At 63.2% G+C, this 25,800-nt stretch carries 18 protein-coding genes; 9 read left to right on the forward strand and 9 right to left on the reverse strand.

Annotated elements, in window-relative coordinates; all coding sequences use genetic code 11:
* Positions 1-152 precede the first annotated feature (152 nt).
* From AC3EDY_RS06455 to AC3EDY_RS06470, 4 genes are all read right to left on the reverse strand, one after another.
* Positions 153-1,706: an acyl-CoA synthetase gene (locus AC3EDY_RS06455; protein ID WP_488571658.1), complete on the reverse strand. Its 1,554-nt coding sequence runs from the start codon at positions 1,704-1,706 to the stop codon at positions 153-155.
* A 14-nt stretch (positions 1,707-1,720) separates the two neighbouring features.
* Positions 1,721-3,400, reverse strand: a complete 1,680-nt coding sequence (locus AC3EDY_RS06460) for a thiamine pyrophosphate-binding protein (protein ID WP_488571659.1) — start codon at positions 3,398-3,400, stop codon at positions 1,721-1,723.
* Positions 3,401-3,485: 85 nt separating this feature from the next.
* On the reverse strand, positions 3,486-3,752 hold the full coding sequence (locus AC3EDY_RS06465) for a hypothetical protein (RefSeq protein WP_488571660.1): 267 nt from the start codon (positions 3,750-3,752) through the stop codon (positions 3,486-3,488).
* A 50-nt stretch (positions 3,753-3,802) separates the two neighbouring features.
* A complete protein-coding gene (locus tag AC3EDY_RS06470; RefSeq protein WP_488571661.1) occupies positions 3,803-4,846 on the reverse strand; it encodes an alpha/beta hydrolase in 1,044 nt (347 codons plus the stop codon).
* Between the two features lie 191 nt (positions 4,847-5,037).
* On the opposite strand from AC3EDY_RS06470, the gene AC3EDY_RS06475 reads away from it, so the two are divergent.
* From AC3EDY_RS06475 to AC3EDY_RS06490, 4 genes are all read left to right on the forward strand, one after another.
* A complete protein-coding gene (locus AC3EDY_RS06475; protein WP_488571662.1) occupies positions 5,038-7,260 on the forward strand; it encodes a beta-glucosidase family protein in 2,223 nt (740 codons plus the stop codon).
* 437 nt (positions 7,261-7,697) lie between these two features.
* On the forward strand, positions 7,698-9,908 hold the full coding sequence (locus AC3EDY_RS06480) for a TonB-dependent receptor (RefSeq protein WP_488571663.1): 2,211 nt from the start codon (positions 7,698-7,700) through the stop codon (positions 9,906-9,908).
* A 307-nt stretch (positions 9,909-10,215) separates the two neighbouring features.
* Positions 10,216-12,483: a TonB-dependent receptor gene (locus tag AC3EDY_RS06485; RefSeq protein ID WP_488571664.1), complete on the forward strand. Its 2,268-nt coding sequence runs from the start codon at positions 10,216-10,218 to the stop codon at positions 12,481-12,483.
* A 208-nt stretch (positions 12,484-12,691) separates the two neighbouring features.
* A complete protein-coding gene (locus tag AC3EDY_RS06490; protein ID WP_488571665.1) occupies positions 12,692-14,131 on the forward strand; it encodes an APC family permease in 1,440 nt (479 codons plus the stop codon).
* Between the two features lie 66 nt (positions 14,132-14,197).
* Here AC3EDY_RS06490 and AC3EDY_RS06495 read toward each other — a convergent pair whose 3' ends face one another.
* The 4 genes from AC3EDY_RS06495 to AC3EDY_RS06510 form a co-directional block, all read right to left on the reverse strand.
* The gene (locus tag AC3EDY_RS06495; protein ID WP_488571666.1) at positions 14,198-16,348 is read right to left on the reverse strand and encodes a 3-hydroxyacyl-CoA dehydrogenase NAD-binding domain-containing protein; all 2,151 of its coding nucleotides are present in this window, start codon (positions 16,346-16,348) and stop codon (positions 14,198-14,200) included.
* 24 nt (positions 16,349-16,372) lie between these two features.
* A complete protein-coding gene (locus AC3EDY_RS06500; RefSeq protein ID WP_488571667.1) occupies positions 16,373-17,581 on the reverse strand; it encodes an acetyl-CoA C-acetyltransferase in 1,209 nt (402 codons plus the stop codon).
* 138 nt (positions 17,582-17,719) lie between these two features.
* On the reverse strand, positions 17,720-18,871 hold the full coding sequence (locus AC3EDY_RS06505) for an acyl-CoA dehydrogenase family protein (protein WP_488571668.1): 1,152 nt from the start codon (positions 18,869-18,871) through the stop codon (positions 17,720-17,722).
* Positions 18,872-19,086: 215 nt separating this feature from the next.
* Complete coding sequence (locus tag AC3EDY_RS06510) at positions 19,087-19,542, reverse strand: GNAT family N-acetyltransferase (protein ID WP_488571669.1); 456 nt, start codon at positions 19,540-19,542, stop codon at positions 19,087-19,089.
* A 93-nt stretch (positions 19,543-19,635) separates the two neighbouring features.
* Between AC3EDY_RS06510 and AC3EDY_RS06515 the strand changes: the two genes are divergently transcribed.
* Positions 19,636-20,580 (forward strand): isoaspartyl peptidase/L-asparaginase family protein, encoded by a 945-nt coding sequence (locus AC3EDY_RS06515; RefSeq protein WP_488571670.1) that lies wholly within the window; start codon positions 19,636-19,638, stop codon positions 20,578-20,580.
* 52 nt (positions 20,581-20,632) lie between these two features.
* On the opposite strand, the gene AC3EDY_RS06520 is transcribed toward AC3EDY_RS06515, so the two are convergent.
* Positions 20,633-21,586 carry a c-type cytochrome gene (locus AC3EDY_RS06520; protein ID WP_488571671.1) on the reverse strand — a complete coding sequence of 318 codons (954 nt, stop codon included), beginning with the start codon at positions 21,584-21,586 and terminating at the stop codon, positions 20,633-20,635.
* A gap of 203 nt (positions 21,587-21,789) precedes the next feature.
* Here AC3EDY_RS06520 and AC3EDY_RS06525 point away from each other — a divergent pair, with 203 nt between their 5' ends.
* From AC3EDY_RS06525 to AC3EDY_RS06540, 4 genes are all read left to right on the forward strand, one after another.
* Positions 21,790-22,683 carry a prephenate dehydratase gene (locus AC3EDY_RS06525; RefSeq protein WP_488571672.1) on the forward strand — a complete coding sequence of 298 codons (894 nt, stop codon included), beginning with the start codon at positions 21,790-21,792 and terminating at the stop codon, positions 22,681-22,683.
* Positions 22,684-22,751: 68 nt separating this feature from the next.
* Complete coding sequence (locus AC3EDY_RS06530; protein ID WP_488571673.1) at positions 22,752-23,456, forward strand: hypothetical protein; 705 nt, start codon at positions 22,752-22,754, stop codon at positions 23,454-23,456.
* Positions 23,453-24,808: a DUF4350 domain-containing protein gene (locus AC3EDY_RS06535; protein WP_488571674.1), complete on the forward strand. Its 1,356-nt coding sequence runs from the start codon at positions 23,453-23,455 to the stop codon at positions 24,806-24,808. Before AC3EDY_RS06530 ends, AC3EDY_RS06535 begins: the two co-directional genes overlap by 4 nt.
* Positions 24,805-25,791: an AAA family ATPase gene (locus AC3EDY_RS06540; RefSeq protein WP_488571675.1), complete on the forward strand. Its 987-nt coding sequence runs from the start codon at positions 24,805-24,807 to the stop codon at positions 25,789-25,791. The genes AC3EDY_RS06535 and AC3EDY_RS06540 overlap by 4 nt, the downstream gene beginning before the upstream one ends.
* Positions 25,792-25,800: the final 9 nt, after the last annotated feature.

The following is a 25,800-nucleotide window of genomic DNA, read 5'->3' on the forward strand; positions in this document are numbered from 1 at the left end:
ACCGCCATCTTTGGCCCGCACCCGAACATCCCGGCATCAAAAAGGGCCAAGGGCCGACGCCCTTGGCCCAAGTCATGTCCGGCGAGCATTGAGAGGAATGCTCCAGACATACCAATACTTGCAATCCGCACCCCGATCGGCGCAACGCCTTGTCAGGTGCTGACTTTCGTTCGGTAGCGTTGACGCAAAAGACCTTTGAGAAGCTTGCCGGTCGGTTCGCGCGGCAGCTCCGTGACGAAATCATAGCCGCGCGGCACTTTGATCCCGGAAAGCTCGGCTCGGCACCAGGCATCGAGTTCGGCCGCCAGATCGGTGCCTGGCGCAACGTCGGCTGCCGGCTGCACGACCGCGAACACTTTTTCGCCCATTTCCTCGTCAGGCACGCCGATAACCGCGGCATCGGCCACTTTCGGGTGGATCACCAGCCGGTTCTCGATCTCCTGCGGATAGATGTTCACCCCGCCGCTGATGATCATGAAACTGCGCCGGTCGGTAAGGTAGAGATAACCGTCCTCGTCGAGATGGCCGATATCGTCCAGTGTCATCCAGCCGCGCTCGTTATGAGCGGATGCGGTTTTTTCGGGATCGTTGTGATAGACGACCGGCGTGGTCGTTTCGAAATAGATCAGCCCGTCCTCGCCCACCGGAACTTCCTCGCCGTCGTCACCGACGATGTGAACGATGCCATGAAGCGGCCGGCCCACCGTGCCGGGCTTGCTCTGCCATGCTTCCGGCGTGACAGCCGTGAACCCGACGCCTTCCGAAGAGGAATAGTATTCGTGAATGATGGGTCCCCACCATTCCAGCATCGCGCGCTTGATTTCCACCGGGCAGGGCGCCGCGGCATGGATCGCAAGCTTGTGCGACGACAGATCGAACGCGTTGCGCTGTTCCGGCGGAAGCTTCAGCAGGCGGACGAAATGGGTGGGCACCCACTGGCTGTGCGTCACCTTGTACTTTTCGATGGTGGCCAGGGCTTTTGCCGGATCGAACTTGTCGATCAGAATGACCGTTCCGCCCATCGCCTGAACGGTCATCGACCAGCGCAGCGGGGCGGCGTGATACATCGGCGACGGACTGAGATAGACCGTGTCCGGCCCGAAACCGTAATAGCCCTTGGCCAGCTTTATCAGCGTATCGGGCACGCCCAGAACCTGAACGTCCGGCAGGGGCCGGCGAATGCCTTTCGGGCGGCCGGTGGTGCCCGACGAATAGGGCATGTCGATGCCCGGGCACTCGTCGGCAATCGGAGTGGTCGGATACTGATCCAGCGCGGCGTCCAGGTTTCCGCCGGTTCCCGTCCGATCATCGAAAAGCCATTGTGGCACGTTCGCGGAAACCGATTTCAGCAGGGCGGCGCCAAACTGCGAAGACACGATCAGCTTTGCGCCGCTGTCCTGCAGGATATAGTCGAGTTCAGCCGCCGAAAGCCTCGAGGAAACGGCGACGAAGATCAACCCGGCACGCTGCGCGCCCCACACCAATTCCAGGTAGCGGGGATGGTTTTCGAGGAAAATGGCAACGGGATCCCCGCGCTCCAGCCCCTGCGCCCGGAAGAAGTGAGCAATCCGGTTGGAACGTCTTTCCAACTCTGCATAGCTGACGCTCTGCCCGCTTTCGGCGAGTATCAAAGCCGGATGGTCCGGCTTGTAACGCGCGTGAAAGCTGGGATGAAAATCAGCTTGTGCAGACGATTGCTCTACCATCTCACCCGCCCTGATCAGTTTGCGCCGGCATCGCCATAAGGACCGCCCTCGCCCGGACCCCATGACTTGGGCACGACGATCCGCTCGTCGGTCCGCGCGTCGATCACCGCCGGGCGGCCGCTGGCGAGCGCGGCACGCAGGGCATCGGGAAGATCGGCCGGATTGTCGATCCGCGCGCTCCATGCGCCAAAACCCTTGGCGACGTCGGCATAATCGATGTTGGCGAACTTCCAGTGGTGCGCATGCTCCGGGGCATCGCCCCAGATGAACTTTTCCTGGTTGAGGGAGCTGTTGTTGTTGATCACCGTAACGGTGTTCAAGCCATAGCGCATCGCCGTTTCCAGCTCGGTCAGGTGATAGAGAATGCCGCCATCGCCGGTAAAGCATACGACCGGGCGATCGGGCGCAGCCGCCTTGGCCCCAAGGCTTGCCGGGAACGACCAGCCAAGCGAGCCCGCCGCGCGGATCACTTCCTGTTCCTCGTGCTTGAAGCGCAAGTGCCGGGCCAGCCAGCCGCCGGCATGGCCGGTATCGACCACCAGAATGCCATCTTCCGGCAAGGCATCGGAAACTTCCTTGCACAGGCGCTCGGGCCGCATGGGCACGGCATCGTCCGCCTCGATCGGTGCCTGCCGCGCCTCGTAGTCCGCCCGCAGGGCCTTGATCCGGGCTTGCCAGCTTTCGTCGGTTGAATACTCGCCCAGGGCATCGCGCAGAACGCGCAGCGACAGGCCGGCATCGCCGATCAACGGCACCGTGTCGGGATAGTTGCGGCCGACATGCGTGGGATCGACATCGATCTGGATGACGCGCGCGGACGGGGCGGGAACGGTCCAGTTGCGGGTGACCATGCTGCCCGTATTGCTGCCGACGAAAATGACGAGGTCGGCTTCCGACACCGCGATGTTGGCGCATTCCTGGGAGTAATCGCCAACGACACCGGCATAGAGCGGGCTGTCGTCCACCGCCACGGCCTTGGCGCCCGTTCCGGCGACGAAAGGAATATTGGTGGTCAGCACGAAGCCCTGCACGACGTGGCGCGCACCCGATTGCACGGCCCCGGTGCCGACGACGATGATCGGCCGCTTTGCCGCGCGGATCCGCTCGACGGCAACGTTCAGCGCTTCGGGCGAGGGCATGCTGCGCGACAGTTCGACCCGGCGCGACGAGGAATCGTCAGGGCTCGTGGTTTCGAATTCGCCGACCGCCATCCCGCCCCAGAACACCGGAATTTGCAGGTGAACCGGTCCGGGCCGCCCCGTCATCGCGCGGCGATAGGCCTGGTCGAGCAGGTCGGGCAGGCGATCGACACGCTCGACGACGCCGGTCCATTTGGTCAAGGACGCGAAGGTCGGAATGTCATCGATGTCCTGGTAACGCGATTTATAGCGCAATTCGGGCGAAGTGCCGCCTGTGAAAGCGATCACCGGGCTGAACGCCATCAGCGGTTCGCGCAGGCCGGCAGCAAGATTGCTGCCGCCGATGGCCTGGGCGCCGCAATAGCCGGGCTTCTTGGCGATCCGCGCATAGCCATCGGCCATGTAGGCGGCGGATTTTTCGCTATGCACGTTGCACGGCGTCAGGCCAAGCGCCGTCATATGCATCATGGCATCGGGGAAAAGAACCGGCACGTAGAAGAAATGAGTACCGCCGTTGGCCTTGATCCACCGGGCGATGTATTCATTGCCGGACATTTTTTCGGACATTATCACTCACCCCCGATGGAATGCAGTGGCGGCCGCGCGAGCAAGGACGCGGCCGCCGGAATAGTCGGTCAAATCAGCGCTGGGGCGCCTTCGGCTTCAGACCTACCGCCTTGGCCATGCGAGCGGTCGATGCCTGGCAGGTCGGAGCGAGGTTGGGCTGGTTGTCCACCAGGCACTGCATCATCAGTTCGGGCTTCGACATCTGCTGAGAGCAGAACTTCTTGGCATCGGGCATGCAGTTCTTCTGCATGTCCATCATGACCGACATGTCCTGCGCTTGAGCGACACCCGCCATGCTCAGCGAAACGGCAGCCAGCGCCGCAGCAACGATGTTACGCATAATCTTCTCCATCTCCACCAGGGAACAGTTTAATTTTTGGATTGCGACATTTAACTTTTGGATTGCGACAGCTGCCCCGAAAACGCGAACCGCAAGGCTTCGGTATAGCTGTGGCGGAACGCCTTGCTGATGCGCAGGTCGGGCAATGCCATGTCGAAGGCATGCCACGAACCTGGAACGACGTTGATTTCCGTCCAGACGCCGGTATCGGCCAGACGCTGGGCGTAATCCATGTCCTCGTCGAAGAACAGGTCGATCGCACCCACGCCGATCCATGCGGGCGGCAGCCCCTTGAGGCTTTCGAAACGCGCCGGCACCGCGCCCTGGGGGACCGTGGCGGAGCCCGGCTCCACGCCCAGCAGCGAACGCCACCCGAACCGGTTCTGCGCGCTGCTCCACATGATGCCGTCCATATGCACGGGGGCCGCCCTGGTGCTGCCGGTGCGGTCGTCCAGCATCGGATAGAGCAGCACCTGGAACAGGATGTCAGGTCGCCCGGACCGGCGCACCATGTCAGTCAGCATTGCAGCAAGTCCGCCGCCGGCGCTACGCCCCATCACGGCAATGCGGGCGGGATCGATCCCGATTTCCGCGGCATTGCCGCGCATCCATTGCAGCGCTGCATAGGCATCGCGCACCGCGCCCGGGAAACGCGTTTCCGGCGCCAGCCGGTAATCGGGAACGACGATGCAGCAATCGAGCTCCCGCGCCAGAACCTGGACGTCGGACAGATCGCCCTCCGCCTTTCCGGCGACATAACCACCGCCATGCAGATAAAGCACCGCGGGGCGCTTGGCGCCCTTTGCCGCATTGATCGTAAAGACCTTGATCGCGGGATCTTTTTCCAGGCCGGGTATGGTCGTATCGGCAACGGCCGGCGTTGCCTCGAGCGGTTTGGCCAGCGGGTTGGCCATTTCGCGCATCATCGGCAGCACTTCGTCGCTGAGCGGCGGAATTGATTCGAGCAGAGGCAGGAAATTCGCCGTCTGTTCACGCAGTTCTGGGTGAACAAAAGCGAGGCGCTGGGCCGCGGTGAGCGTGGGGCCTTCCGCAGCAGCGGCGGCCGTCGGAACAAGAGATGTGGCTTGCGTCATCGCCGTGGCTCCTACAGCTGCCGTTCCCATCAGAAATCCTCTGCGTTCCATTTCAACCATCATCCCCGCTCAGCCTTATGCCTTCAGGCGCTCGGCTTAGTGCAATACAAGTGCTGATGCAATACCATTTCATTTTTGAACCTGCCGCGCTAAGCTGGAGGCAATTACAAAGAACCGAGAGGAGTATGAACATGCGCCGCTGGCCTTCAATCACGCTCATGCTTGCCACAGCCTGTACCGCCCAGATCGCCTGGGCGGACGACGCGGCATCGCGGGAAAAACCCAACGCGGAAGCCTCTGTCGAAAGCCGCGCGAACGGCGTCGTCGCCCGGATGACGACTGACGAGATGCTGACGCTGACGCTCGGTCATGTCGGCATCGATCTTAGCATTCTCGGCGGTCTTCCAGGCGTCCCGCCGCCGGCCGGAGCGAGAAGTTCCGCCGGCTTCGTCGCCGGTGTCGAGCGCCTTGGCGTTTCGCCCTTGTGGGAAACCGACGCCATGCTGGGCATCGGCAATCTGCGGGACAAGATGCGCCCGGGCGATACCGCTACCGCCTTTCCATCGACGCTGCTGCTTGCTGCAAGCTTCGATCCCGCGCTTGCCGAAAAGGCCGGTGCGGCCCTGGGCAGCGAAGCGCATCGCAAGGGGTACAACGTGGTTCTCGGCCCTGGCCTCAACCAGTTGCGCGAGCCGCGCAACGGCCGGAATTTCGAGTACTTCAGCGAAGATCCGCTGCTGACCGGGTTGATGGGCGGCGCCATGATTCGCGGCATCCAAAGCCAGCACGTCGTTGCCGTCGCCAAGCATTTCGCCTTGAATTCCACACAGGTGAACCAGAACACGCTCGATGCCCGGATCGACGAAGGCGCCTTGCGCGAGTCCGAGCTGCTGGGCTTCCAGATCGCGATCGAGCAGGGACAGCCAGGCGCGGTCATGTGCAGCTACAACGCGCTCAACGGCGCGCCGACCTGCAACAACCCGTGGCTGCTCGGTACCGTGCTCAAAAAGCAGTGGGCGTTTGATGGATGGGTCATGTCCGATTGGGGCGCCACGAAAAGCGCGGCATTCGCCGATGCCGGCCTCGATCAGGAATCGGGCGCGGAAATAGATTCAGAGCCGTGGTTCGGCGATGCATTGCGCCAGCGCGTGGCCAAGGGGCAGACGAGCAAGGCACGGTTGCGCGACATGGCCTTGCGGATCGTGCGGACCCAGTTCCGCATCGGACTCGACCGCTTTCCCGCCACCCGGGTGGAAACGTTCGATCCCGCGCCAGGGGCCCAGGCCGCACTCGACACCGCCCGCCGCGGCATCGTCCTGCTCAAGAACGAGGGCGGGATTCTTCCCCTCGTGAAAACGGACGGTACGTTTGCCGCGTTCGGCGGATTTGCCGATCGGGGCGTGCTGCGCGGTTCGGGATCGTCGGAAGTGACGCCCACCAACGGCAAGCTGTTCGTCATGCCGGCGTTCGACGAGCAGGGTTATGAAGCCGTTCGCAACCCGACGTTCCTGCCGTCGTCGCCGGTCGCCGGCCTGCGCGAAAAGCTGCCGCTGGCGATGATCACCTATGATCCCGGCACCCAGGCCAAGGACGCCGCGCTGGCGGCCCGCAATGCCGATGTGGCTATCGTTTTCGTCTGGCGGCACGAAACCGAAACCCGGGATTCGACCGACATGCGCCTGCCCCTGGGCCAGGACGAACTGGTCGAAGCCGTGGCTGCCGCCAATCCCAACGTCGTCGTGGTCGTGCAATCGGGCAATCCGGTGCTCATGCCATGGGCCGACAAAGTCAAAGGCATCGTCTGGGCCGGCTTCCCCGGGCAGGAAGGCGGCAAGGCAATCGCCGAAATCCTGACCGGCGGAACCAACCCGTCGGGCCATCTGCCCTTCTCCCTCTATCGCAGCCAGGACCAGCTTCCCTTCCCCGAACTGCCGAATCTGGGAACGGCGTTCTTCAAGCCGGTCAGCGTGACCTACAAGGAAGGCGCGGACGTCGGTTATCGCTGGCTCGCGCGCACGGGCGCTTCGCCGCTCTATCCGTTCGGCCATGGCCTGTCCTACACCACGTTCGATTTCGCCGCGCCAGCGGTGGTATCGACCAAGCCGCTGAAGCTTTCGGCCGTGGTCCGCAATACCGGCCAGACACCGGGCCGGGCGGTGCCGCAGGTCTACCTGACCAGCGCGGCCGGGCAACGGACGTTGAAGCTGGCAGGCTTCGCTTCGGTACCTCTGCAGGCCGGAGAGGCCAGGACCGTCACGTTCGACGTCGATCCCCGCATCCTGGCGAAATACGACGCGGCCGCAAAGACGTGGCGCGTCGCCAGGGGAACGTACGAATTTTCGGTCGGCGCCTCATCGGGCCAGGCCGACAAGCGCGTCACGGTCGATCTGCCGGAAGCGGCGATGGCGCCCTGAAGGGCTGCCGACATGGCAAACCGGGATGGCAGGCTGGTGTTTGTGAGCAGACGCCAGCCTGCCTCTTGCCCAGGTCGCCCAGCCGGGCGCGCCCGTCCCGTTCCATTGCCGACATCGGCGCTTTGATCTCGTCCGATACATGCATGTATGGATTGCTGCCATCACGCGCAGAACCGGACATATGAAATGCGCAAGACCGACCGCCACCTACGTTCAATGACTGTCATCCGGGTACTGCCAGCCTGGCAATCCCGTTTGGCAATGGCGATTGCGAGCACCGGGATAACCATTTTCACATCTCGCCGCTGTCTTTTGCCGGATCGGTTGGCGAGCCTTGACAGATACACCCCTGTATGCTCATCTTTTGTCGATACAGATAGACATGGCCCGATAAAGCGAACCGCTCACGCGTCCATGGGGTAAAGGGAGGCAAAACAATGAGCTTCGTTATTCGAACAAGATTGATGGCGGCGGTCAGCGGCGCGGCTGTCGCATTCTGCGCCAATACCGCTTTCGCCCAGGCACAAGCAGACGCGGGCGCTTCCGCACCGCCGGAAGAAATCGTGGTGACGGCAAGCAAGCGTGCGGAGCGGCTGAAGGACGTTCCCGCAGCGATCACCGCCATTTCCAGCGACACGATCGCGCGGATCGGCGTGCAGGATTTCCGCGATTACGCCAGTCTCGTACCCGGGCTGAGCCAGCGCGACGGCGGCAGCATCGGGCAGGGAACGATCATTCTTCGCGGTCTCAACACCAGTTCGCAGCAAACCACCAACACGACGGCATTCTATCTCGATGAAGCGCCGTTTTCGTCGAGCGGCTTCCTTGCCGTGTCCGGCGCCCTGACGCCCAGCCCCGATCTTGGCGATGTCGAGCGGATCGAAGTGCTCAAAGGACCGCAAGGCACGCTTTACGGTGCGACGAGCCTCGGCGGCCTCGTCAAGGTCGTGTCGAAATCGCCCGACTCGACCAGAATAGACGGTGCGGTTCGCGGCGAAGTGTCGACGACCTCTGGCGGCGACCCCAGCTACTTGCTGCGCGGATCGGTGAACGTGCCGCTTATCACCGACAAACTCGCAATTCGCGCCAGCGGTGGTTACCGTAAATCCGGCGGGTTCATCGACAATATCTACACGGGCCGTGACAACGTCAACGATGGCGAGGTCTATGGCGGCCGCTTGGCTCTGCGCGCAACGCCTACCGAAAAGTTGACGATCGATCTCGTTGGCTTCCTTCAGGCGATCAGGACCACCGGTTTCGCCACGCAGGACAATGCGGTTGGCACGAACACGCCGCTTTACGGACGTTACAAGACCAACATCGCGGCCGATCTTGCCTCCAAGATCGATTACCGTCTGGTGAGCGGTACGATCAACTATGAACTGGGCCGGCTGAACTGGCTGACGACCGTCAGCTATTCGACGATCAAGACGTCGATCAACCAGGATGCGACGGCAGCCTATGTCACCGACGACTATACGACCGGACCTTTGGCAACAGCCAACACTAGCCCCAACAACGACAAGTTCACGGTGGAAAGCCGCCTGACGTCTGAACGGCTGGGGGCGTTCGAATTCATCGCGGGCGTGTTCTTCACGCAAGAGAAATCGACGTATCCCACCACGATCCGGCTTTCCGATCCTGCGACCAAGGCCACCCTTGGCGATCTGATCCGCACGGCCACCCTGTCCGATTTCAGGGAACTGGCCGGCTTCGGCAACCTGACGTTCTATCTCAGCGACCAGTTGGACATCACCGGCGGCATCCGCGTTGCCAATGGGCGGGATGTTTCGACCACCGGCGCCCCGGTCGATGGGCAACCGGCCGTGGTATTCGGCGCCTCGCGTCGAGAGATTCCCTTTAGATCGTCGGACACGGCTACAACCTATCTCGCCACGCTGCGCTGGCGGCCGACCTCGAATATCAGCACGTTCCTGCGCGCGGCAAGCGGCTATCGCCCCGGCGGCCCGCAAACCAACCCCAACCCGCCCGAGGATGCCCAGAAGGAAGTTCGCCCGGATACGCTGTGGAACTATGAAGCGGGGATCAAGGGCACGTTTCTCGACGGGACTTTGTCGATCGACGCATCGGTCTACAGGATCGACTGGGAAGATATTCAGTTGCCGACGCTCTTCGGCAGACTGATCCTGCAGGGCAATGCAGGCAAGGCGCGCGTGAATGGCTTTGAAGCCGCGATCACGATGCGGCCTTCCCGCGAGCTGACCGTCGTTACCTCGGTCGGACATACGGATACGAAATTGTTAAGTGTGCCCTCCAATATTACGGCAACCATCGGCGCACGAACCGGCGATCGACTGCCTCTTACCCCGAGTTGGACAGTAGCCGCACTCACGGACTACAAGACGCCGATTTCCGGCTCGGTCGATTTCACGGCTGGGGCAACACTCCGCTTCCAGTCGGACATGATCAGCGACTATGCTTTGAATTCGGGTGTGAAGCTGCCGAGCTTCCAAACCGTCGATCTACGGACCGGCATAGAATACGGCAAATTCACTTTGCAGGTTCGGGCCGAAAACGTCTTCAACACACTGGGATATACGAACTCGAACGTGTTCAGCGCAACGACAGCGCAGGCGACGGTAATCCGTCCCCGGACTGTGACATTCAGCGCCGGCGTGAAGTTCTAATCGCAAGCGTGCCTCGACTGGCACCTCGAACAGGGTCTGGATATTCGTATCCACGCTCTGTTTGAGGTGCCGGTTCCATCATATCACGATTACTGCGCGGCGTGGCCAGGTTGCACGGCGTCCATCGTCAGCACGACCAAGCAGCACCGGTCGCTGCGCATTTTGCGGAATGCAGCGGCGTATCGGCGTACCTGTGCCCAATTCGCCACTGCACGTCAAAAAAAGCGGTTTGCCGGGTTTCTCCTCCATTGACTCGATACACATGTGTATGTTCGTGTGCGTTCGAACTTAGGGGAGGTTACAAATCATGAGAAGCGCGTATTGGGGCATCGGCGCCGCAGCTCTTTCGCTGGCGATCGCTTTTCCGGCCTGTGCTCAGGGCCAAGGCACCGCCACCGCAAACAGCACGGCTGCCGACAACAACGACAACGCCAGCCCGCTCAACGAGATCGTGGTCACCGCCAACAAGCGCGAAGAGCGCCTGTTCGATGTTCCCGCAGCAATCTCGGTGATTACCGGTGAGGCCTTGCTGCAGTCTGGCGCGGCGCAGTTCAGTCAGTATTTCGACAAGATTCCGGGTCTATCGGCTGTCCCTAGCGGACAGGCGGGCCGGGCTATCGTGACCATTCGCGGTATTGGCACCGGTGCTTCGCAAACGAACGCGTCGGTCGGGACTTATATCAACGATGTGCCGTTCGGCTCTGCGGGTGGCTTGGCGAGCGGCGGTGTATTTGTGGCTGATCCCAACACCTTTGATATTGCCCGCGTCGAAGTGCTCAAAGGACCTCAAGGTACCCTGTATGGCGCAAGCACGTTGGGCGGTCTGATCAAGACCGTTTACGCAAGCCCGAACTTTGCCAAAGCCGAAGCGGCATTCATGCTCGACAGCAGTGTCGTGGACAAAGGCGGCGCCGGCTGGATGGCCAATGGCATGGTCAACATCCCTGTCAGCGACACACTTGCAGTCCGTGTCGTAGGCTCGGCGCGGCGGGACCCTGGATTTATCGACAACCGATCGCCGGGTAATTTTCGTCGCAATATGAATACTGCTGACGCTTACGGCGGCCGCATGTCGGTCTTGTACAAACCCACCGAACAATTCACTGCTGAACTTCTAGCTCTGTATCAGCGCACGAAGTCCAATGGCGCCAATATTGTGGATCTTAATAGCACCACACTCAAGCCCATAGTGGGGGATCGCGCTACAGCCGAAGCGGCGTTTCAACCAAGAGACCTTCTGAAGTATCAGGTTTATAGCGCCAAATTGACCTATGACTTCGGACCGGCTACGCTTACTAGCATTACAAGCTATGGACATTACAGCACTGATCAGGTTTTGGACGCTACTAGCAATATCGGTGCACCGCCGCCTGAATATCCCGACAATCTATATCCTTACTCAACACAGCTTTCGCTCGATAACATAACGCAGGAACTTCGGCTCGCGTCACCTACCGGGCAGAAATTCGAGTGGATGGCTGGGTTCTTTTATACACACCAAGAAAACACATGGAACTTTGATATCAGTGGCATTGACCGCGCAACACGGGCGCCGGCAAGCCCACCGTTCGACAATCTATACACCTTTCGCGGCGTGACGAAGTACAAAGAAGCGGCAGGGTTCGCCAACGCGACCTACCACTTGACCGATCAACTGAGTGTGACTGGCGGAATCCGCTATGCTGAAAATCGCCAAAACTTCACCTACATTCGATCGGGATTGCTTGTCAGTGGAGGGACCACGAGCAGGCCGTCAAGCGAACATGCGACAACCTATCTTGCCTCGATACAGTACAAGGTTGATCCTAACACGCTTGTTTACCTGAAGACAGCCAGTGGGTATCGCCCCGGTGGTCCGCAGGTATCGAATGCCCTCAATGGTCTGCCGAGCTCTTTCAAGCCGGATACGACAAGGAACTACGAAGCCGGCTTGAAGGCCACCGCATTGAATGGCGCACTCTCATTCGACGCCAGCGCTTTCTATATTAACTGGACCGATGTCCAGCTTACTACAACTGTTGCCGTTGTCGTTAATGGGCAAACGCTCAGGCGTTCGATCATCACCAACGCCGCCAAAGCTAGCAGCCGAGGGTTCGACTTCGACATCCACTACCGACCGGTCCCCGCGCTCTCGCTCGGGTTCGGCGGTGGCTTTACAAATGCTCGCCTGGACAGGGATGCTCCCGGTCTCGGGGGCGAAAAAGGCGATCGCTTGACATATACGCCACGGTGGGCGCTCAACGGCAGCATCGATTACATGATCGATCTGGGCAGTTCGAATAAACTGCAGTTGGGCGCCGTGGCCCGCTACATCTCTTCGCGCGCCAATTACTTCGCTAACGATCCTGACCCGGTGAACGTTCAAGCAGTCATGCCGTCATATGCGATTGTCGATCTGCGAGCAGCGTTCAGCTTGGCCGACAAATTCGAACTCGCATTTCGGGTCAACAACGTGACCGATGAGCGGGCCATCCTGTCCGCGACGACCAATTCGACCATTTCGGGACGAACCAACGCATGGGGTGTTATCGCACAACCACGTACCTATGGTATTTCGGTAAGCAAGTCGTTTTGAGGATGTCCTTCGCGCTCGCCTGTGGCGGGCGCGACGGCAACGTTCGGGTTCTTTGCGACTCCCGCAAAGGCAATGTCTGACACGATCACGAAATTACCCCTCTTCCAACAGATCAGGCCGACCGGCGCTTTGCGGAAACCATCGCCGCGTGCCAAAAAGGGGGTGCTACAATCACAGCGATGCTCATCTTAACCGGAAGGCCTGAACAGTGACCGATGCAGCCCTGTCCGTGCGCCCCAAACTTGGCCGATCGATGTCGGCCATCCAGTATTTTTCCATGGCTTTCGGTTGCGTCGTCGGGGTGGCATGGATCGTCATCTTCGGCGAAGCGGTCAGGATCGCCGGGCCGGGGGGGACCGCCATCGCTCTGGCGGTAGGCGGCGCGGCGGTCCTGATCATCGCTTTCTGCTATGCCGAAATGGCCGCCCGGCGGCCGACGGCCGGCGGCGAACTGGTCTATGCGTTCGAACTCGGCGGTTCGCCCACCACCTTTGCCACCGGGGCGACGCTTGCCCTGATCTATACCTCCACCTGCGCGTTCGAGGCGATTTCCATCGGGCAACTGATCAGCCTGCTGTTTCCCGCCTCGACCGGCCCGGTGCTCTATCGCGTGCTCGATAGCGACGTGCATGCCGGGTCGCTTCTGGCAGGCGGCGGGATCTGCCTGTTTCTCTGGGCTCTCAATGCCATCGGCACCCGCACGACTGCTGCTGCCCAGAACTGGGTGACAGTGATCAGGCTTTCGCTGATCGTCGGTTTCTTTGCCGTTGCCCTGGTCTATGCCCAGCCGGCAAACCTGCTGCCACTGGTGCCCGGTGAAACATCGGGGGCGAAACTTTCCGCCATTCTCGGCGTCGCGGCGATGGCCCCGTTCTGGTACGGAGGCTTCAACGTGGTGGCCACGGCCAGCGAAGAAGCGGCCCATTCGATGAAGCAGGTCGGCTATGCCCTGATCGCCGCGATCGTTGCCGCCGGCGTGTTCTACATCGGGCTGGTCCTGGCGATCAGCGCGCTTGTCCCCCGTGCGGTCATGGTCGGTCTGCCGATGCCGGCCGCCGATGCCTTCGCCATTGCCATGGGCAGCCCTGTCGTCACCAAGCTGGTTCTTCTGACAGCGCTGCTCGGCAATCTCACCGCCTGGAACGCGCTGCTGATGGCCGGGTCACGGGTCCTTTTTGCACTCGGGCGGGCGCAACTCGCGCCGACGTGGCTATCGGGCTTGAGCAGCAAGGGAGCGCCGATCTGGGCGCTTACCGTCATCACGCTGGCCACTATCCTGGGCTTGCTGCTGGGGCGCGGGTTCATCCAGCCGCTGGTCAACATTGCCTCGTCGGCATTCGGGCTGACCTACTTCGTCACTTGCCTTGCCCTACTGCGCTTGCGGCGGTCGGACAGGGAGGCGGTCCCGGGCTTTGTCGCGCCGGGCGGCGTGCCTGTAGTCTATGCGGCGATCGTGTGTTCGGCGATCATCTGCCTGCTTGCGCTTGTGCAGCCCTGGTTCAGCGCACCCGGTCGCATCCCGCCCGAATGGATGACCATTTTCGTCTGGAGCGCGGTAAGCTTCCTGCTGTGGACCGCAAGCCGGCGCTCGCAGCAGCCTATGAGCGAAAGTGCCCGCCGGGAAATGCTGATCGGCACCCCCGGCTAAGGCATCGCCGCTGCAACCCCGGCCGGCCGCCCCGCCTTTCTGCGGGACGGCCGGCCGGGCAGTCGATCAGCCGATGAACGTCTTGTTCGCCGTCGCCATTTCGACCAATTGCCTGGTCGGCGCAAACCGCGCTCCATGCGCGGCGGCCAGCCGGTTCAACGTATCGACCACGTTCTGAATGCCGAGCGTGTCCATATGGCTGAACGGCCCACCGGTCCATGACGCGAAGCCCCAGCCGAAAATCGCACCGATATCGCCATCTTCCGGATTCTGCAGCACGCCCTCTTCCAGGCAGCGTGCGCATTCCACCAGTTGACGGAACAGCAGCCGTTCCTTCACCGCATCGACATCGGGCTGCGACGCGGCGGGCGGGAACACGTCCTTGATCCCGTCCCACAGCAACTTGGGGCCGCTTTCGGGATAATCGTACCAGCCCTTGCGGTTCTTGCGGCCATAGCGGCCGAGCTCGTACATCCTGGTGGTCACCGCATCCGACGCTTCGGCGACATAGGCATCGCCCAGTTCCTTGCGGGCCGCGGCCATCACCATATAGCCCAGCTCGATCGATACCTCGTCGCTTACCGCCAGCGGGCCGACCGGCATGCCGAGCTGCTTGCCGGCGTTTTCGATCAGCGCGGGATTGATGCCTTCGCCAACCAGTTCCGCCCCTTCGTTGACATAGGATGCGAAGCAGCGCGACGTGTAGAAGCCGCGGCTGTCATGGACGACGATCGGCGTCTTCCTGATCTGCGCCACGAAATCGAGCGCTTTGGCGATTGCCGCCGGCCCGGTCTTTTCGCCCAGGATGATTTCCACCAGCGGCATCTTCTCCACCGGAGAGAAGAAGTGAACGCCGATGAAATTCTCGGGCTTGCTCCAGGCCTGTGCCAGCTTGGTGATCGGCAAGGTGGAGGTGTTCGACCCGAAGATCGTATCCGCGCCCAGCACCGCTTCGACCTGCTTGGTCACTTCGGCCTTGATGCCCATGTCTTCGAACACCGCTTCGATCACGAAGTCGGCGCCGGCCAGCGCGGCATAGTCGGTGGTCGGCGTGATCCGGTCGAGCGTTTCGGCCATTTTCTCAGGGGTGACGCCCTTGCCCAGACGCTTCCTGAGCACGCCTTCGACGTGCGCCTTGCCCCTTTCGGCATAAGCGAGGTCACGATCGAACAGCACCACTTCGATGCCGGCCTGCGCTGCCACGCTGGTGATCCCGGCGCCCATCATGCCCGCGCCCAGCATGGCCAGCTTCTTCGTCGGCGCCTTCGGCTCGTCCTTGGGGCGGCGCGCGCCACGCTCGGCCGCCTGCTTGTTGACGAACAGCGTGCGGATCATGTTGCTTGCCTGCGGATCGGCAACGACCTTGGCGAAATATTTGCTTTCCAGCCGCAGGGCCTTGTCCATCGGCAGCGTGATGCCTTCGTAAAGCGCCGAAAGCAGCGCGATCGGCGCATTCATGTTGCGCTGCGTCTGCCTGAGCGTCAGCGGCAGCGCCGCCGTCATGATCTGCGCGAATTCGGGGCTGAAGCCACCGGCACCACCGGGAACCTTGAAGCCCTTGACATCCCATGGCTGCATGAAGCTTTCGGGATTGGCAAGAACCCAGTCCCGCGCTGCCGATACTGCAGTCCCTTGCGGAACCACGTCGATCACGCCCAGCTTTTCGCCTTCCGCGGGGCCGAACAGCTTTCCGGCCAGCATATAGTCCAGCGCGCGCTTCACGCCGATCATGCGGGGCAGGCGTTGCGAGCCGCCGCCACCGGGGAACAGGCCGACAAGGATTTCCGGCAGCCCCAGCCGCGTGGCGGCGCTGTCGCCCACGAAGCGACGGTGACAGGCCAGCGCCAGTTCGAAGCCGCCGCCCACGCAGGTTCCCTCGATCGCGCAGGCAACCGGTTTGCCCACCGTCTCGATCCGCCGCAGCAGCGCATTGAGAACGTAGACCCGGTCGAAGATGTCGCGCGGATCGGTCAGCCGCCGTTCCCCGTCCATGAGCATCGCGGGCAGATAGCGCAGGTCCATCCCGGCCATGAAGCCGGTGGTCTTGCCCGATGCGATGACCGCGCCCTTGATGCCCTCGTCGCTCTTGATGCGGTCGATCAGCCGTTCCAGATCGGCAAAGAAAGCGGCGCCGATGACATTCATCGTCTGCCCGGGGACATCGATGGTCAGTACCGCGACGCCTTCAGCATCGACGTCGATGCGGATGGTTTCCATGTAATTCTCTCCTCTATCCGCAGCTTACACGCGCTCGATGATGATGCCGGTGCCCATGCCCACGGCAACACAGAGGTTGACGAGCGCCGTTCCCTTGCCCGAGCGCTCCAGTTCGTCGAGCGCGGTGCCAAGCACCATTGCGCCCGTCGCGCCGAGCGGGTGGCCCATGGCGATCGCACCGCCATTGACGTTGATCCTGTCATGATCGAGGTCCATCGCCTGCATGTAGCGCAGCACGACGGAAGCGAACGCCTCGTTCAGTTCCCACACATCAATATCGCCAGGGGCCATGCCGGCGCGCTGCAGCAGCTTCTGCGCGACGAATTCGGGGCCGGTCAGCATGATCAGCGGCTCGGACCCGACCGAGGCCATGGCCCTGATCCGGGCACGCGGCTTAAGGCCGTACTTTTCCCCCATCTGCGCGTTGCCGACCAGCACCGCCGCGGCGCCATCGACAATGCCGCTGCTATTGCCGGCATGGTGGATGTGCGTCACCTTTTCCAGTTCGGGATAGCGCAGCAGGGCTACCGTATCGAAGCCCGGCATCTCCTCGCCCAAGGCGGCAAAGCTCGGCTTGAGCGCGCCCAGCGACTGGACGGTGGCATCGGGCCGCATGTGCTCGTCATGGTCGAGCACGACCTGCCCGATCACGTCCTTCACCGGCACGATCGATTTCGCGAAACGCCCCTCATCCCACGCCTGCTTGGCGCGGCGCTGGCTTTCGACGGCATAGGCATCGGCATCATAGCGGCTGATGCCGTACTTGGTGGCGATGACATCGGCCCCGATGCCCTGGGGTGCGAAATAGGTCTTGTAAGCGACCGACGGATCCATCGACCAGGCGCCGCCGTCCGACGCCATGGGCACGCGGCTCATCGATTCGACACCGCCGCCGATGGCGAACATCGCTTCGCCCGAAAAGACCTTTGCCGCCGCCATGTTCACCGCTTCCAGGCCGGAGCCGCAGAAACGGTTGATCTGGACGCCCGGCACGCTTTGCGCATAATCGGCATTGAGCGCGGCGACGCGGGCGACGTTCTGCCCCTGCTCGCCCACCGGCGTGACACAGCCCATGATGATATCGTCGACGTCGGCCGTGTCGATCTGGTTGCGGTCGCGCACCGCCTCGAGAACCTGCGTGGCCAGCTGGATCGGCGTTATCTCGTGCAGCGATCCATCAGGCTTCCCGCGCCCCCGCGGCGTTCGAACGGCGTCGTAGAGATATACGTCCATGGTTCACATAGCCTCTTAAATAGCCAGACATCTTATAGAAGACAAATAATATTCGTGATAATGCAAATATGCACCGCTCTCGGCAACGCATTTCGTGCTTACGATCATTCGGATCGAAAACAGCAATTGTACTTATTACTATTGAGATTTCAGGCTCCGGCCGATCAACAGCTTCATGATTTCGCTGGTTCCGCCGTATATCTGCTGAACACGGGCATCCCGCCACAGCCGCGCGATCAAATACTCGTTCATGTATCCGGCGCCGCCGTGCAACTGCAAAGCCCGGTCGCAGACTTCGAACTGCAGCTCGGTATGCCACAGTTTGGCTGCCGATGCTTCGGGCGCGGTCAGTCTGCCGGCGATATGGCGCTGGATAGCCCAGTCGATGTGCGCCCAGCCCACTTGCAGCTTCGTGACCAGCTCGGCCAGAACGAACTGGGTATTCTGGAAATCGATGATCTTCTGGCCGAACGCCTTGCGGTCGCGCACGAAGCCAAGCGCTTCGTCGAATGCCCGCTGGGCGGCCGCCTGCGCCAGGATGGCGATCTGCAACCGTTCCTGCGGCAGTTCCGACATCAGATAGTCGAATCCGAAGCCCAGGCTGCCCAGCAGGTTTTCGCGTGGCACGCGCAGATCGTCAAAGAACAGTTCCGCCGTGTCCGACGCTTTCTGGCCGATCTTGTCGAGCTTGCGTCCGCGGCGGAACCCCTCGCGGTCGGCTTCCACCAGAAACAGCGATATGCCAGACTTGCCGGCCGCGTCGACCGTCTTGGCAACCACGATCACCAGGTCGGCCAGAATGCCATTGGTGATATAGGTCTTGGCACCGTTGATCACATAGTCATCGCCATCGGCTTGCGCCGTCGTGCGGATACCGCGCAGATCCGAGCCGCTGTTGGGTTCGGTCATCGCGATCGCCGTGATCACCTCGCCCGATACCATACCGGGCAACCAGCGCTGCTTCTGCGCCTCGGTACCCAGCCGGATAACATAGCCCGAGGTGATGTCGGATTGCAGCATGGTGCCCATGACTGCGCCGGAATATGAAATTTCCTCGTTGATCACGGCGTTGAAGCCATAATCGAGCCCAAGCCCGCCGAACTCCGGCGGCACTTGCGGGCAAAGCAGTCCGGCCGCGCCATAGCGCAGCCAGAACTCCCGCTCCACCAGCCCTTGCTCTTCCCAACGCTCGACATTGGGCAGCACTTCGTCGCGAACAAAGCGGCGGACCTGCTCCCGGAATACGACCAATTCTTCGCTTGGTTCAGCACGCGCCGACATGTCGAGCATCAATGTCTCCAGGCCTCTGGCTCAAAATACGGCAAGGATGGATTCGCATGCGTCATGCCGTCAGCCCTGCCACCATAGGGGCGATCCTCTAACTTAATGGCAATAATTATGCAAATGCAATAAAGTTGCGAAAACGACCTGGCCATCTGCAGCGAAGCCGGGAAATCCCGCTGTTCTTCTGCACGATCGTTCAAAAATTCTCGCCCCTTGCCTGCCTAAAAATGCAGGGTCAGGCACTGGCTGAAATCATCCTCGACATAATCGGCAAACGCGGCGCAGGGCACGAAACCATGGGCACGATAGAGCGCAAGGGCCGGTTCGAAGGCCGGCCCCCGCCCGGTTTCCAGGCTCACTTGCGTCATGCCCATCGCTCTGGCCACCGCGAGCAGGTGGCGCAAGATGGCCTTGCCCACGCCCTGGCCCAGCCAGGCCGGCGCCACCCGCATCGATTTCAGTTCGCCATGGCCGGGCGCCAGAACCTTGAGCGCGCCCATGCCGGCAAGCTCGCCGTGCACCCAGGCGGAGTAGAACAGCACGCCCGGCCCGCGCAACGCCTCGAGTGGCAGGGCATGCACTTTGCCCGCCGGCGAATTGGCGTGCATCCCGCCAAGATGCAGGGCCAGAAGCGCCCGGATCGCCGTGCCGGACAGGTCGTCCTCACGGATCGTCACCTCGGGTCTTTTCCTTATTTCAGGGTGTTGCGTCGTCTCGGGCATAGCGCGTTCCATCTGGCCAAACCGCCCCCTTCTGCTATCGCCAGTGCCATGACTGCGTCCACCCCGTCATCGCCCTGCTGGAGCCTGGCCATTCATGGTGGTGCCGGCGCAATGTCTCCCGATACCATGGACGCGGCTGCCGCGCGCCCCTATCGCGCCGCTCTCGCGACGGCGCTGGAAGCCGGAACTATCGTGCTGCGTGCCGGCGGCACGGCGATCGAGGCAGTGACCGCGGCGGTCTGCGTGCTGGAAGACGATCCGCTTTTCAACGCCGGACGGGGCGCGGTCTTCACGTATCATGGCACCAACGAGCTCGACGCGGCAATCATGGACGGGCGCACGCGGGCGGCCGGTGCGGTCTGCGCCGTCACCCGCACGCGCAATCCGGTCAGGCTGGCGCGCTTGGTGATGGAACAGGGGCCGCATGTCTTCCTGGCCGGCAGCGGCGCCGAAGAATTCGCCCGCGACCATGGCCTGGAAGAAATCGACCCAAGTTGGTTCGCGACCCCGGAACGCCGCCACCAGCTGGACCAGTTCAAGGCCCGCAAGGAAGGCTGGTTCGATGCCGATCTGAAATTCGGCACGGTAGGGGCCGTGGCCCGCGATGCGGCTGGCAATCTCGCCGCCGCCACGTCCACCGGCGGCCTGACGGGCAAGCGCTGGAACAGGATTGGCGATTCGCCGGTCATCGGCGCGGGCACCTTTGCCGACAATCGCGCCTGCGCGGTTTCGTGCACCGGAACCGGCGAGGTCTTCATTCGCCTGGGCGCGGCTCACGAAATCGCGGCCCGGGTGCGTCTGGCGGGGGAAAGCCTGGCCGATGCCACGCGCGCCGTTCTGGACGACGTGGCCGAACTGGGCGGCGTAGGCGGCATCATCACTGTCGATGCGCAGGGCAATCTTGCCCACGCGTTCAACACAAGCGGCCTTTATCGCGGCTTTGCGGATCACACCGGCCGCGCGGAAGTCGCGATCTTTCGCGAGGAAACCTGACGCTTGCCGCGCGCCCTCCGCCGGCCCCGGCCGGCAGAGGGATCATATGCGGTTACTTGGCAGCCGGGGCCGCTGCCGCAGGCGCGCCCAGCGTGAGCTTGCCGCCCTTGGTGTTAAGGTAGGCGATGACATCGGCGCGCTCCTGCGCGCTGGCAAGGCCGGCAAAAGTCATCTTGGTCCCGGGCGCGAACTTGGCGGGGGCGGTCAGCCATTGATCCAGCGTCGGCTGGTCCCAGACACCCTTGTGCCCCTTGAGCGCGTCGGAGAAGGCAAAGCCACCGCGCCCTTCGGCAATCGCGTCACCGGGTATGCCGAAAAGATTGGGTCCGATGCCATTGGGGCCACCCTGGTCCACGGTGTGGCAGGCCTTGCACTTGGCAAAGACTTTTTCGCCCTTGGCTGGATCGCCCACCACGGCAACGGCCGCGGTGGCGCCGCCAGCCGGCGCCGCGCCGGCGGCCGGCACCGCTTCGGGCGGGGGCAGCGGCAGGTTTGAACCCTTGGAATTGAGATAGAGGATCACGTTGGCGCGATCCATCGGATCGGCGAGGCCCGCGAACGACATCTTGGTGCCTTCGGCAAACTTCTTGGGATTGGTCAGCCATTCGTCCAGGCTGGCGAAATCCCACTTGCCGCCCTTGCCTTTCAGCGAATCGGAAAAGGCAAAGCCGCCACGCCCTTCGGCAATGGAATCGCCAGGCACCGCCCACAGGTTGGGGCCGATGCCGTTGGCCGCGCCCTGATCCACCGTATGGCAGGCCTTGCACTTGGCAAAAACCGCTTCTCCCTTGGCCACGTCGGCCTTGGCCAGACGGTTGGCGATCGGCTCCACCGCCGCCGCGGCGCTACCGCCTTCGGCCTCGACGCCTTCGATGGCATAGCCCATCTTTTCAGGGCGCTCGGGCTTGTCGGCAAGAAAGTAATGGGCGGAAACCGTGGAAAGGCCCAGAGCCACGATACCGCCAAACAAGGTCCATCCCGCGATCGTATTGAAACGGTCGTCCATTCCCAGCCCCATTTATCGCACGCAGTCGCCGACCCTTTGCCGGTACGCCAGTTTGGCGGTGGGATAATCAGCCCCCCGCCCCGGCGCAAGTGCGATTAGTGCCTTGGCGCGAAAGCCACGCCGCGATCAACAACAATTTGATCGGCGGGAAAGCGCCAATTCGCCTTGCCCATCATCCGGATTTGCGCCTAACGGCTGCGCGCATGCAAAGTTTCCCCGAACCCGCCCGTCTGTTGGTCGATCGCATGAGTGCCGCCGCCGCGGCCGATCCGGCGCGCGCTGTGGCGTTTCAAGGGGCGCCGGGCGCCAATTCGCATCGCGCGGCGCTGGAGGTGATGCCCGACGGCCTGCCCCTGCCCTGCTTTTCGTTCGAAGACGCGCTCGAAGCGGTAAAGGACGGGCGGGCCGGCCAGGCGATCATCCCGATCGAGAATTCGCAGCACGGCCGCGTGGCCGACATTCATTTCCTGCTGCCCGAAAGCGGCCTTTCGATCGTGGGCGAACACTTTCTCGACATTCACCATTGCCTGATGGCCCGCGCCGATGCGGGGCCGATCGTCGCCGCCTACAGCCATCCGCAGGCACTTGGCCAGTCGCGCTTCTATCTGCGCGAGCGGGGCATCGTGCCGATGGCCTATGCCGATACCGCCGGCGCCGCGGCACTGGTGGCGGGAAGCCGCGACGCCGGCATTGCCGCGGTTGCGCCGCGCATCGCCGCCGATCTCTATCAACTGGCCCTGCTGGCCGAGGATATCGAGGATGCGCCCGACAACACGACGCGCTTCGTCCTGCTGTCGCAAACGCCGCGCGATCCGGCCACGCTAACCGGCACGGCGCTGACGACGTTCGTATTCGAAGTGCGCAACATTCCCGCCGCGCTTTACAAGGCGCTGGGCGGATTTGCGACCAATGGCGTGAACATGACCAAGCTGGAAAGCTATCAGAAAGGCGCCAGTTTCGCCGCCACGATGTTCTATGCCGATATCGTCGGCGCGCCCGGCGATCCGGCGGTCGACCGCGCGCTGGAAGAACTGGCCTATTTCGCCAAGGACTTGCGCACTCTCGGTTCCTACCCGCTGGAACGCCCGCGAGGCTGAACCTTGACCCGGCGAAACGGGGCAATCTGCGCTTGCGGAAGGCCTCGCGCCATGCGACGAACCGTGACGTGAGCAACGCCGCTGCGGCCGCCCGGGCCGTGTCCCCTACCGCGGATGACACCGCCCGTGCCGAACAGGCGTGGCACGCGGTACGCGGCATGGGCGACATCCAGTTTGCCCCGGTGCCGCAGCCGCCGCCCGATCCCCCTTACGAGCCGCCCCGGTGGCTGAAGGCGCTGGTGGATGCGCTTGGACAGGCGCTGATCTGGATCAACGATCACCTTTTCGTACCGCTCGGCCTCGCCCTCGCAAAAGGCCAGCAAGTCCTGCTGATTATCGTTCTGGCCGCAGGTTGCGCCGCGCTTGCCTGGCTGATCTGGACATTGGCGGCATCCTGGTGGCAGGCACGCCGCCGGCGCGAGCCCGCCATTGCAAAATGGGCACCGCCCCACGCGGCGGTGACCGCGCTGCTCGAAGATGCCGATGCCTTGGCTGCCCAGGCCCGTTATGCCGAGGCGGTGCATCTCCTGCTGCAACGCAGCGTGGCCGATATCGCCGCCGTCCGTTCCGACTGGTTCGCGCCGTCGAGCACGGCGCGCGAGATCGCCGCCCTGCCTGCCCTGCCGCCGGCCGCCCGGCAGGCCTTTGCCACCATGGCCGAAGAAGTGGAGCGCGCGCGCTATGCCCTGCATCCGCCCGGCATCGGCGAATGGCGGCGCGCCCGCGCCGCCTATGCCGCTTTTGCCCTTGCGCCCCTGGCGGTTGGCGCATGACCGAGGTGCGCCTAACCGCTACGTCCCGGCCCGCAACCTCAGGCCAGCCTTTCGCGCGCGGCACCGTTCTGGCCCTGCTGGTGATCGGGGCGGCGCTGTTCATCGGCATGTTGTGGTTTCTGGGGCACGCCAGCCCTCCCGCGAACAACGGCGGCAGCCATGCCGGCGGGCGCGGGCTCAACGGCTATGCCGCGCTTGCCGCCCTGGCCGAGGCCGATGGCTATATCGTGGCGCGCCGGCGCGACAAGGCGGGCCTTGAACAGCCCGGGGTGCTGGTGCTGACCCCGCTGCCCGATGCCGATGGCGAGGCCATCAACCGCATCGTGGAACGGCGACGGATGATCGGCCCCACGGTGGTCATTCTGCCCAAATGGCAGGCCGTCTCTCTGCCGCGCAAGCTCAGGAAGCCGCGCGGGTGGACGGCCCTGGGCGGCCCGGCGCTGCCGCAATGGCGCGGCTTTGCCGATGACGTGACGATCACCCTGGAACGGCCCAAGGGCTATCGCGGGCGTGGATGGCGCACCGCCGATGGCCGCCAGGGTCCGCTGCCCGACGATCGCCTCGTGGTTTCGGGCACCGGCCAGGCGCTGGTGCCGCTGGTCGCCACGCCCGATGGCCGCATCCTGGCCGCATTCCGTGACGACAATGGCCATTATCCATCGCTCGATGCCCTGGCTGGGGTGGAAACCCCGCCGCTCTCTGGCGAAGAGGGCGGCGAGGGCGAAGAGGACAACGACGGCCCCGACAGGCGTCTGCGCCCGGTGATCCTGGTGTTCGAGCCCGATCTCATGAACAATTACGGTCTCGCGAAACGGCAAACGGCCATGCTCGCGCTCGCCATGCTGCGCGCCGCGGCAGACGGTTCGGGCAGCCGTACCGTGACGTTCGATCTCAGCCTGGCCGGTTTCGGCGCCAGGCCCAATCTGCTGACCCTGGCGTTCGAGCCGCCGTTCCTTGCCGCCACCATCGGCCTGCTGCTGGCGCTGTTCGCGGTGGGCTGGCGCGCGTTCTGCCGGTTCGGGCCGCCGCGCGTGGCGGTGCCCGCCATTCCGCCCGGCAAGACCACGCTGGTGGCCAACAGCGCTGCCTTGATCCGCCGTGCGGGCCGCCTGCATCTTTTGACGCGGCCCTATGCCGATGCGCTGCGCGAAAGACTGACACAGCGCCTTGGGCTGCGGCGGGGCACCTCGCCGGAACAGATCGACCGGCTGATCGATGCCCATCAGGCCCGTCTTTCCGCGCGGGACGTGCCGTTTTCGCACCTCGTCGCCCAACTTTCCGCCGCGCGCCGTCCGCCCGAAGCGGTGCGGGCGGCACAAGCCCTGCATGCCATCGAAAAGGATCTTGCGTGACCGAACCCGTGTTTCAGCCCGGCGCTCTCAGCCTCGATGACGTGCGCGCGCTTGCCGATGCCATCCGCGCGCAGGTGGCCAAGGCGGTGATCGGGCAGGATGGCGTGGTCGATCATCTGCTGGTGGCGCTGCTGGCCGGGGGCCATGTCCTGCTCGAAGGCCCGCCGGGCACGGCCAAGACCTTGCTGGCACAGAGCTTCGCCACCGCGGTAGGGCTCGATTTCGGGCGCATCCAGTTCACGCCGGATCTGATGCCGGGGGATATTCTTGGCTCGAACCTGTTCAATTTCCAGACCAGCCAGTTCACGCTTACCCGTGGCCCGATCTTTCACGACATCGTTCTGGCCGACGAGATCAACCGCACCCCGCCCAAGACGCAGGCCGCCTTGCTCGAAGCAATGCAGGAACGCCGCGTGACACTGGACGGTACGGCACACCCGCTGCCGCCGCATTTCATGGTGGTCGCCACGCAGAACCCGATCGAAAGCCAGGGAGTCTACCCCCTGCCCGAAGCGCAGCTCGATCGTTTTCTGTTCAAGCTGCTGGTCGATTATCCTTCTGCCGAGGAGGAAGTGCGGATCGTGGCCCGCCATGGCGAGGGACAGACGGGCCTGCATCCCGCACAACTGGGCGTGACCCCGGTTGCCGGCGCCCGTGACGTGGCCGGCGGGCAAGCCGCGCTCAAGGCCGTGACTCTGGCACCGCCGCTGGTCGACTATATCGTGGCGCTGGTGCGGGCAACGCGCGACAACGGCGATCTGATCGCCGGTGCCTCGCCCCGCGCCGCCGTGCTGCTGGCCGGGGCAGCGCGCGCGCGGGCCGCGCTTGCCGGGCGCGACTATGCGATTCCAGACGATATCAAGGCCCTGGCCACGGCCGTGCTGCGCCATCGCCTGGTGCTGAGCCCGGCGGCCGAGATCGAAGGCCGCCAGGCCGAGGCGATCGTGGCCGATCTGGTGCAGCAAACCCCGGCCCCGCGCTAAGCCGGCGCT

The organism is Novosphingobium sp. DS6-6 (genome assembly GCF_057784975.1).

Excerpts from the sequence above, each read along its gene's own strand:
- AC3EDY_RS06535 (WP_488571674.1), top strand. The coding sequence starts at position 23,453 with ATGACCGAGGTGCGCCTAACCGCTACGTCCCGGCCCGCAACCTCAGGC.
- AC3EDY_RS06515 (WP_488571670.1), top strand. The coding sequence starts at position 19,636 with ATGACTGCGTCCACCCCGTCATCGCCCTGCTGGAGCCTGGCCATTCAT.
- AC3EDY_RS06525 (WP_488571672.1), top strand. The coding sequence starts at position 21,790 with ATGCAAAGTTTCCCCGAACCCGCCCGTCTGTTGGTCGATCGCATGAGT.
- AC3EDY_RS06460 (WP_488571659.1), bottom strand. The coding sequence starts at position 3,400 with ATGTCCGGCAATGAATACATCGCCCGGTGGATCAAGGCCAACGGCGGT.
- AC3EDY_RS06470 (WP_488571661.1), bottom strand. The coding sequence starts at position 4,846 with ATGACGCAAGCCACATCTCTTGTTCCGACGGCCGCCGCTGCTGCGGAA.
- AC3EDY_RS06455 (WP_488571658.1), bottom strand. The coding sequence starts at position 1,706 with ATGGTAGAGCAATCGTCTGCACAAGCTGATTTTCATCCCAGCTTTCAC.
- AC3EDY_RS06500 (WP_488571667.1), bottom strand. The coding sequence starts at position 17,581 with ATGGACGTATATCTCTACGACGCCGTTCGAACGCCGCGGGGGCGCGGG.
- AC3EDY_RS06485 (WP_488571664.1), top strand. The coding sequence starts at position 10,216 with ATGAGAAGCGCGTATTGGGGCATCGGCGCCGCAGCTCTTTCGCTGGCG.
- AC3EDY_RS06475 (WP_488571662.1), top strand. The coding sequence starts at position 5,038 with ATGCGCCGCTGGCCTTCAATCACGCTCATGCTTGCCACAGCCTGTACC.
- AC3EDY_RS06505 (WP_488571668.1), bottom strand. The coding sequence starts at position 18,871 with ATGCTCGACATGTCGGCGCGTGCTGAACCAAGCGAAGAATTGGTCGTA.
- AC3EDY_RS06480 (WP_488571663.1), top strand. The coding sequence starts at position 7,698 with ATGAGCTTCGTTATTCGAACAAGATTGATGGCGGCGGTCAGCGGCGCG.
- AC3EDY_RS06495 (WP_488571666.1), bottom strand. The coding sequence starts at position 16,348 with ATGGAAACCATCCGCATCGACGTCGATGCTGAAGGCGTCGCGGTACTG.
- AC3EDY_RS06465 (WP_488571660.1), bottom strand. The coding sequence starts at position 3,752 with ATGCGTAACATCGTTGCTGCGGCGCTGGCTGCCGTTTCGCTGAGCATG.
- AC3EDY_RS06520 (WP_488571671.1), bottom strand. The coding sequence starts at position 21,586 with ATGGACGACCGTTTCAATACGATCGCGGGATGGACCTTGTTTGGCGGT.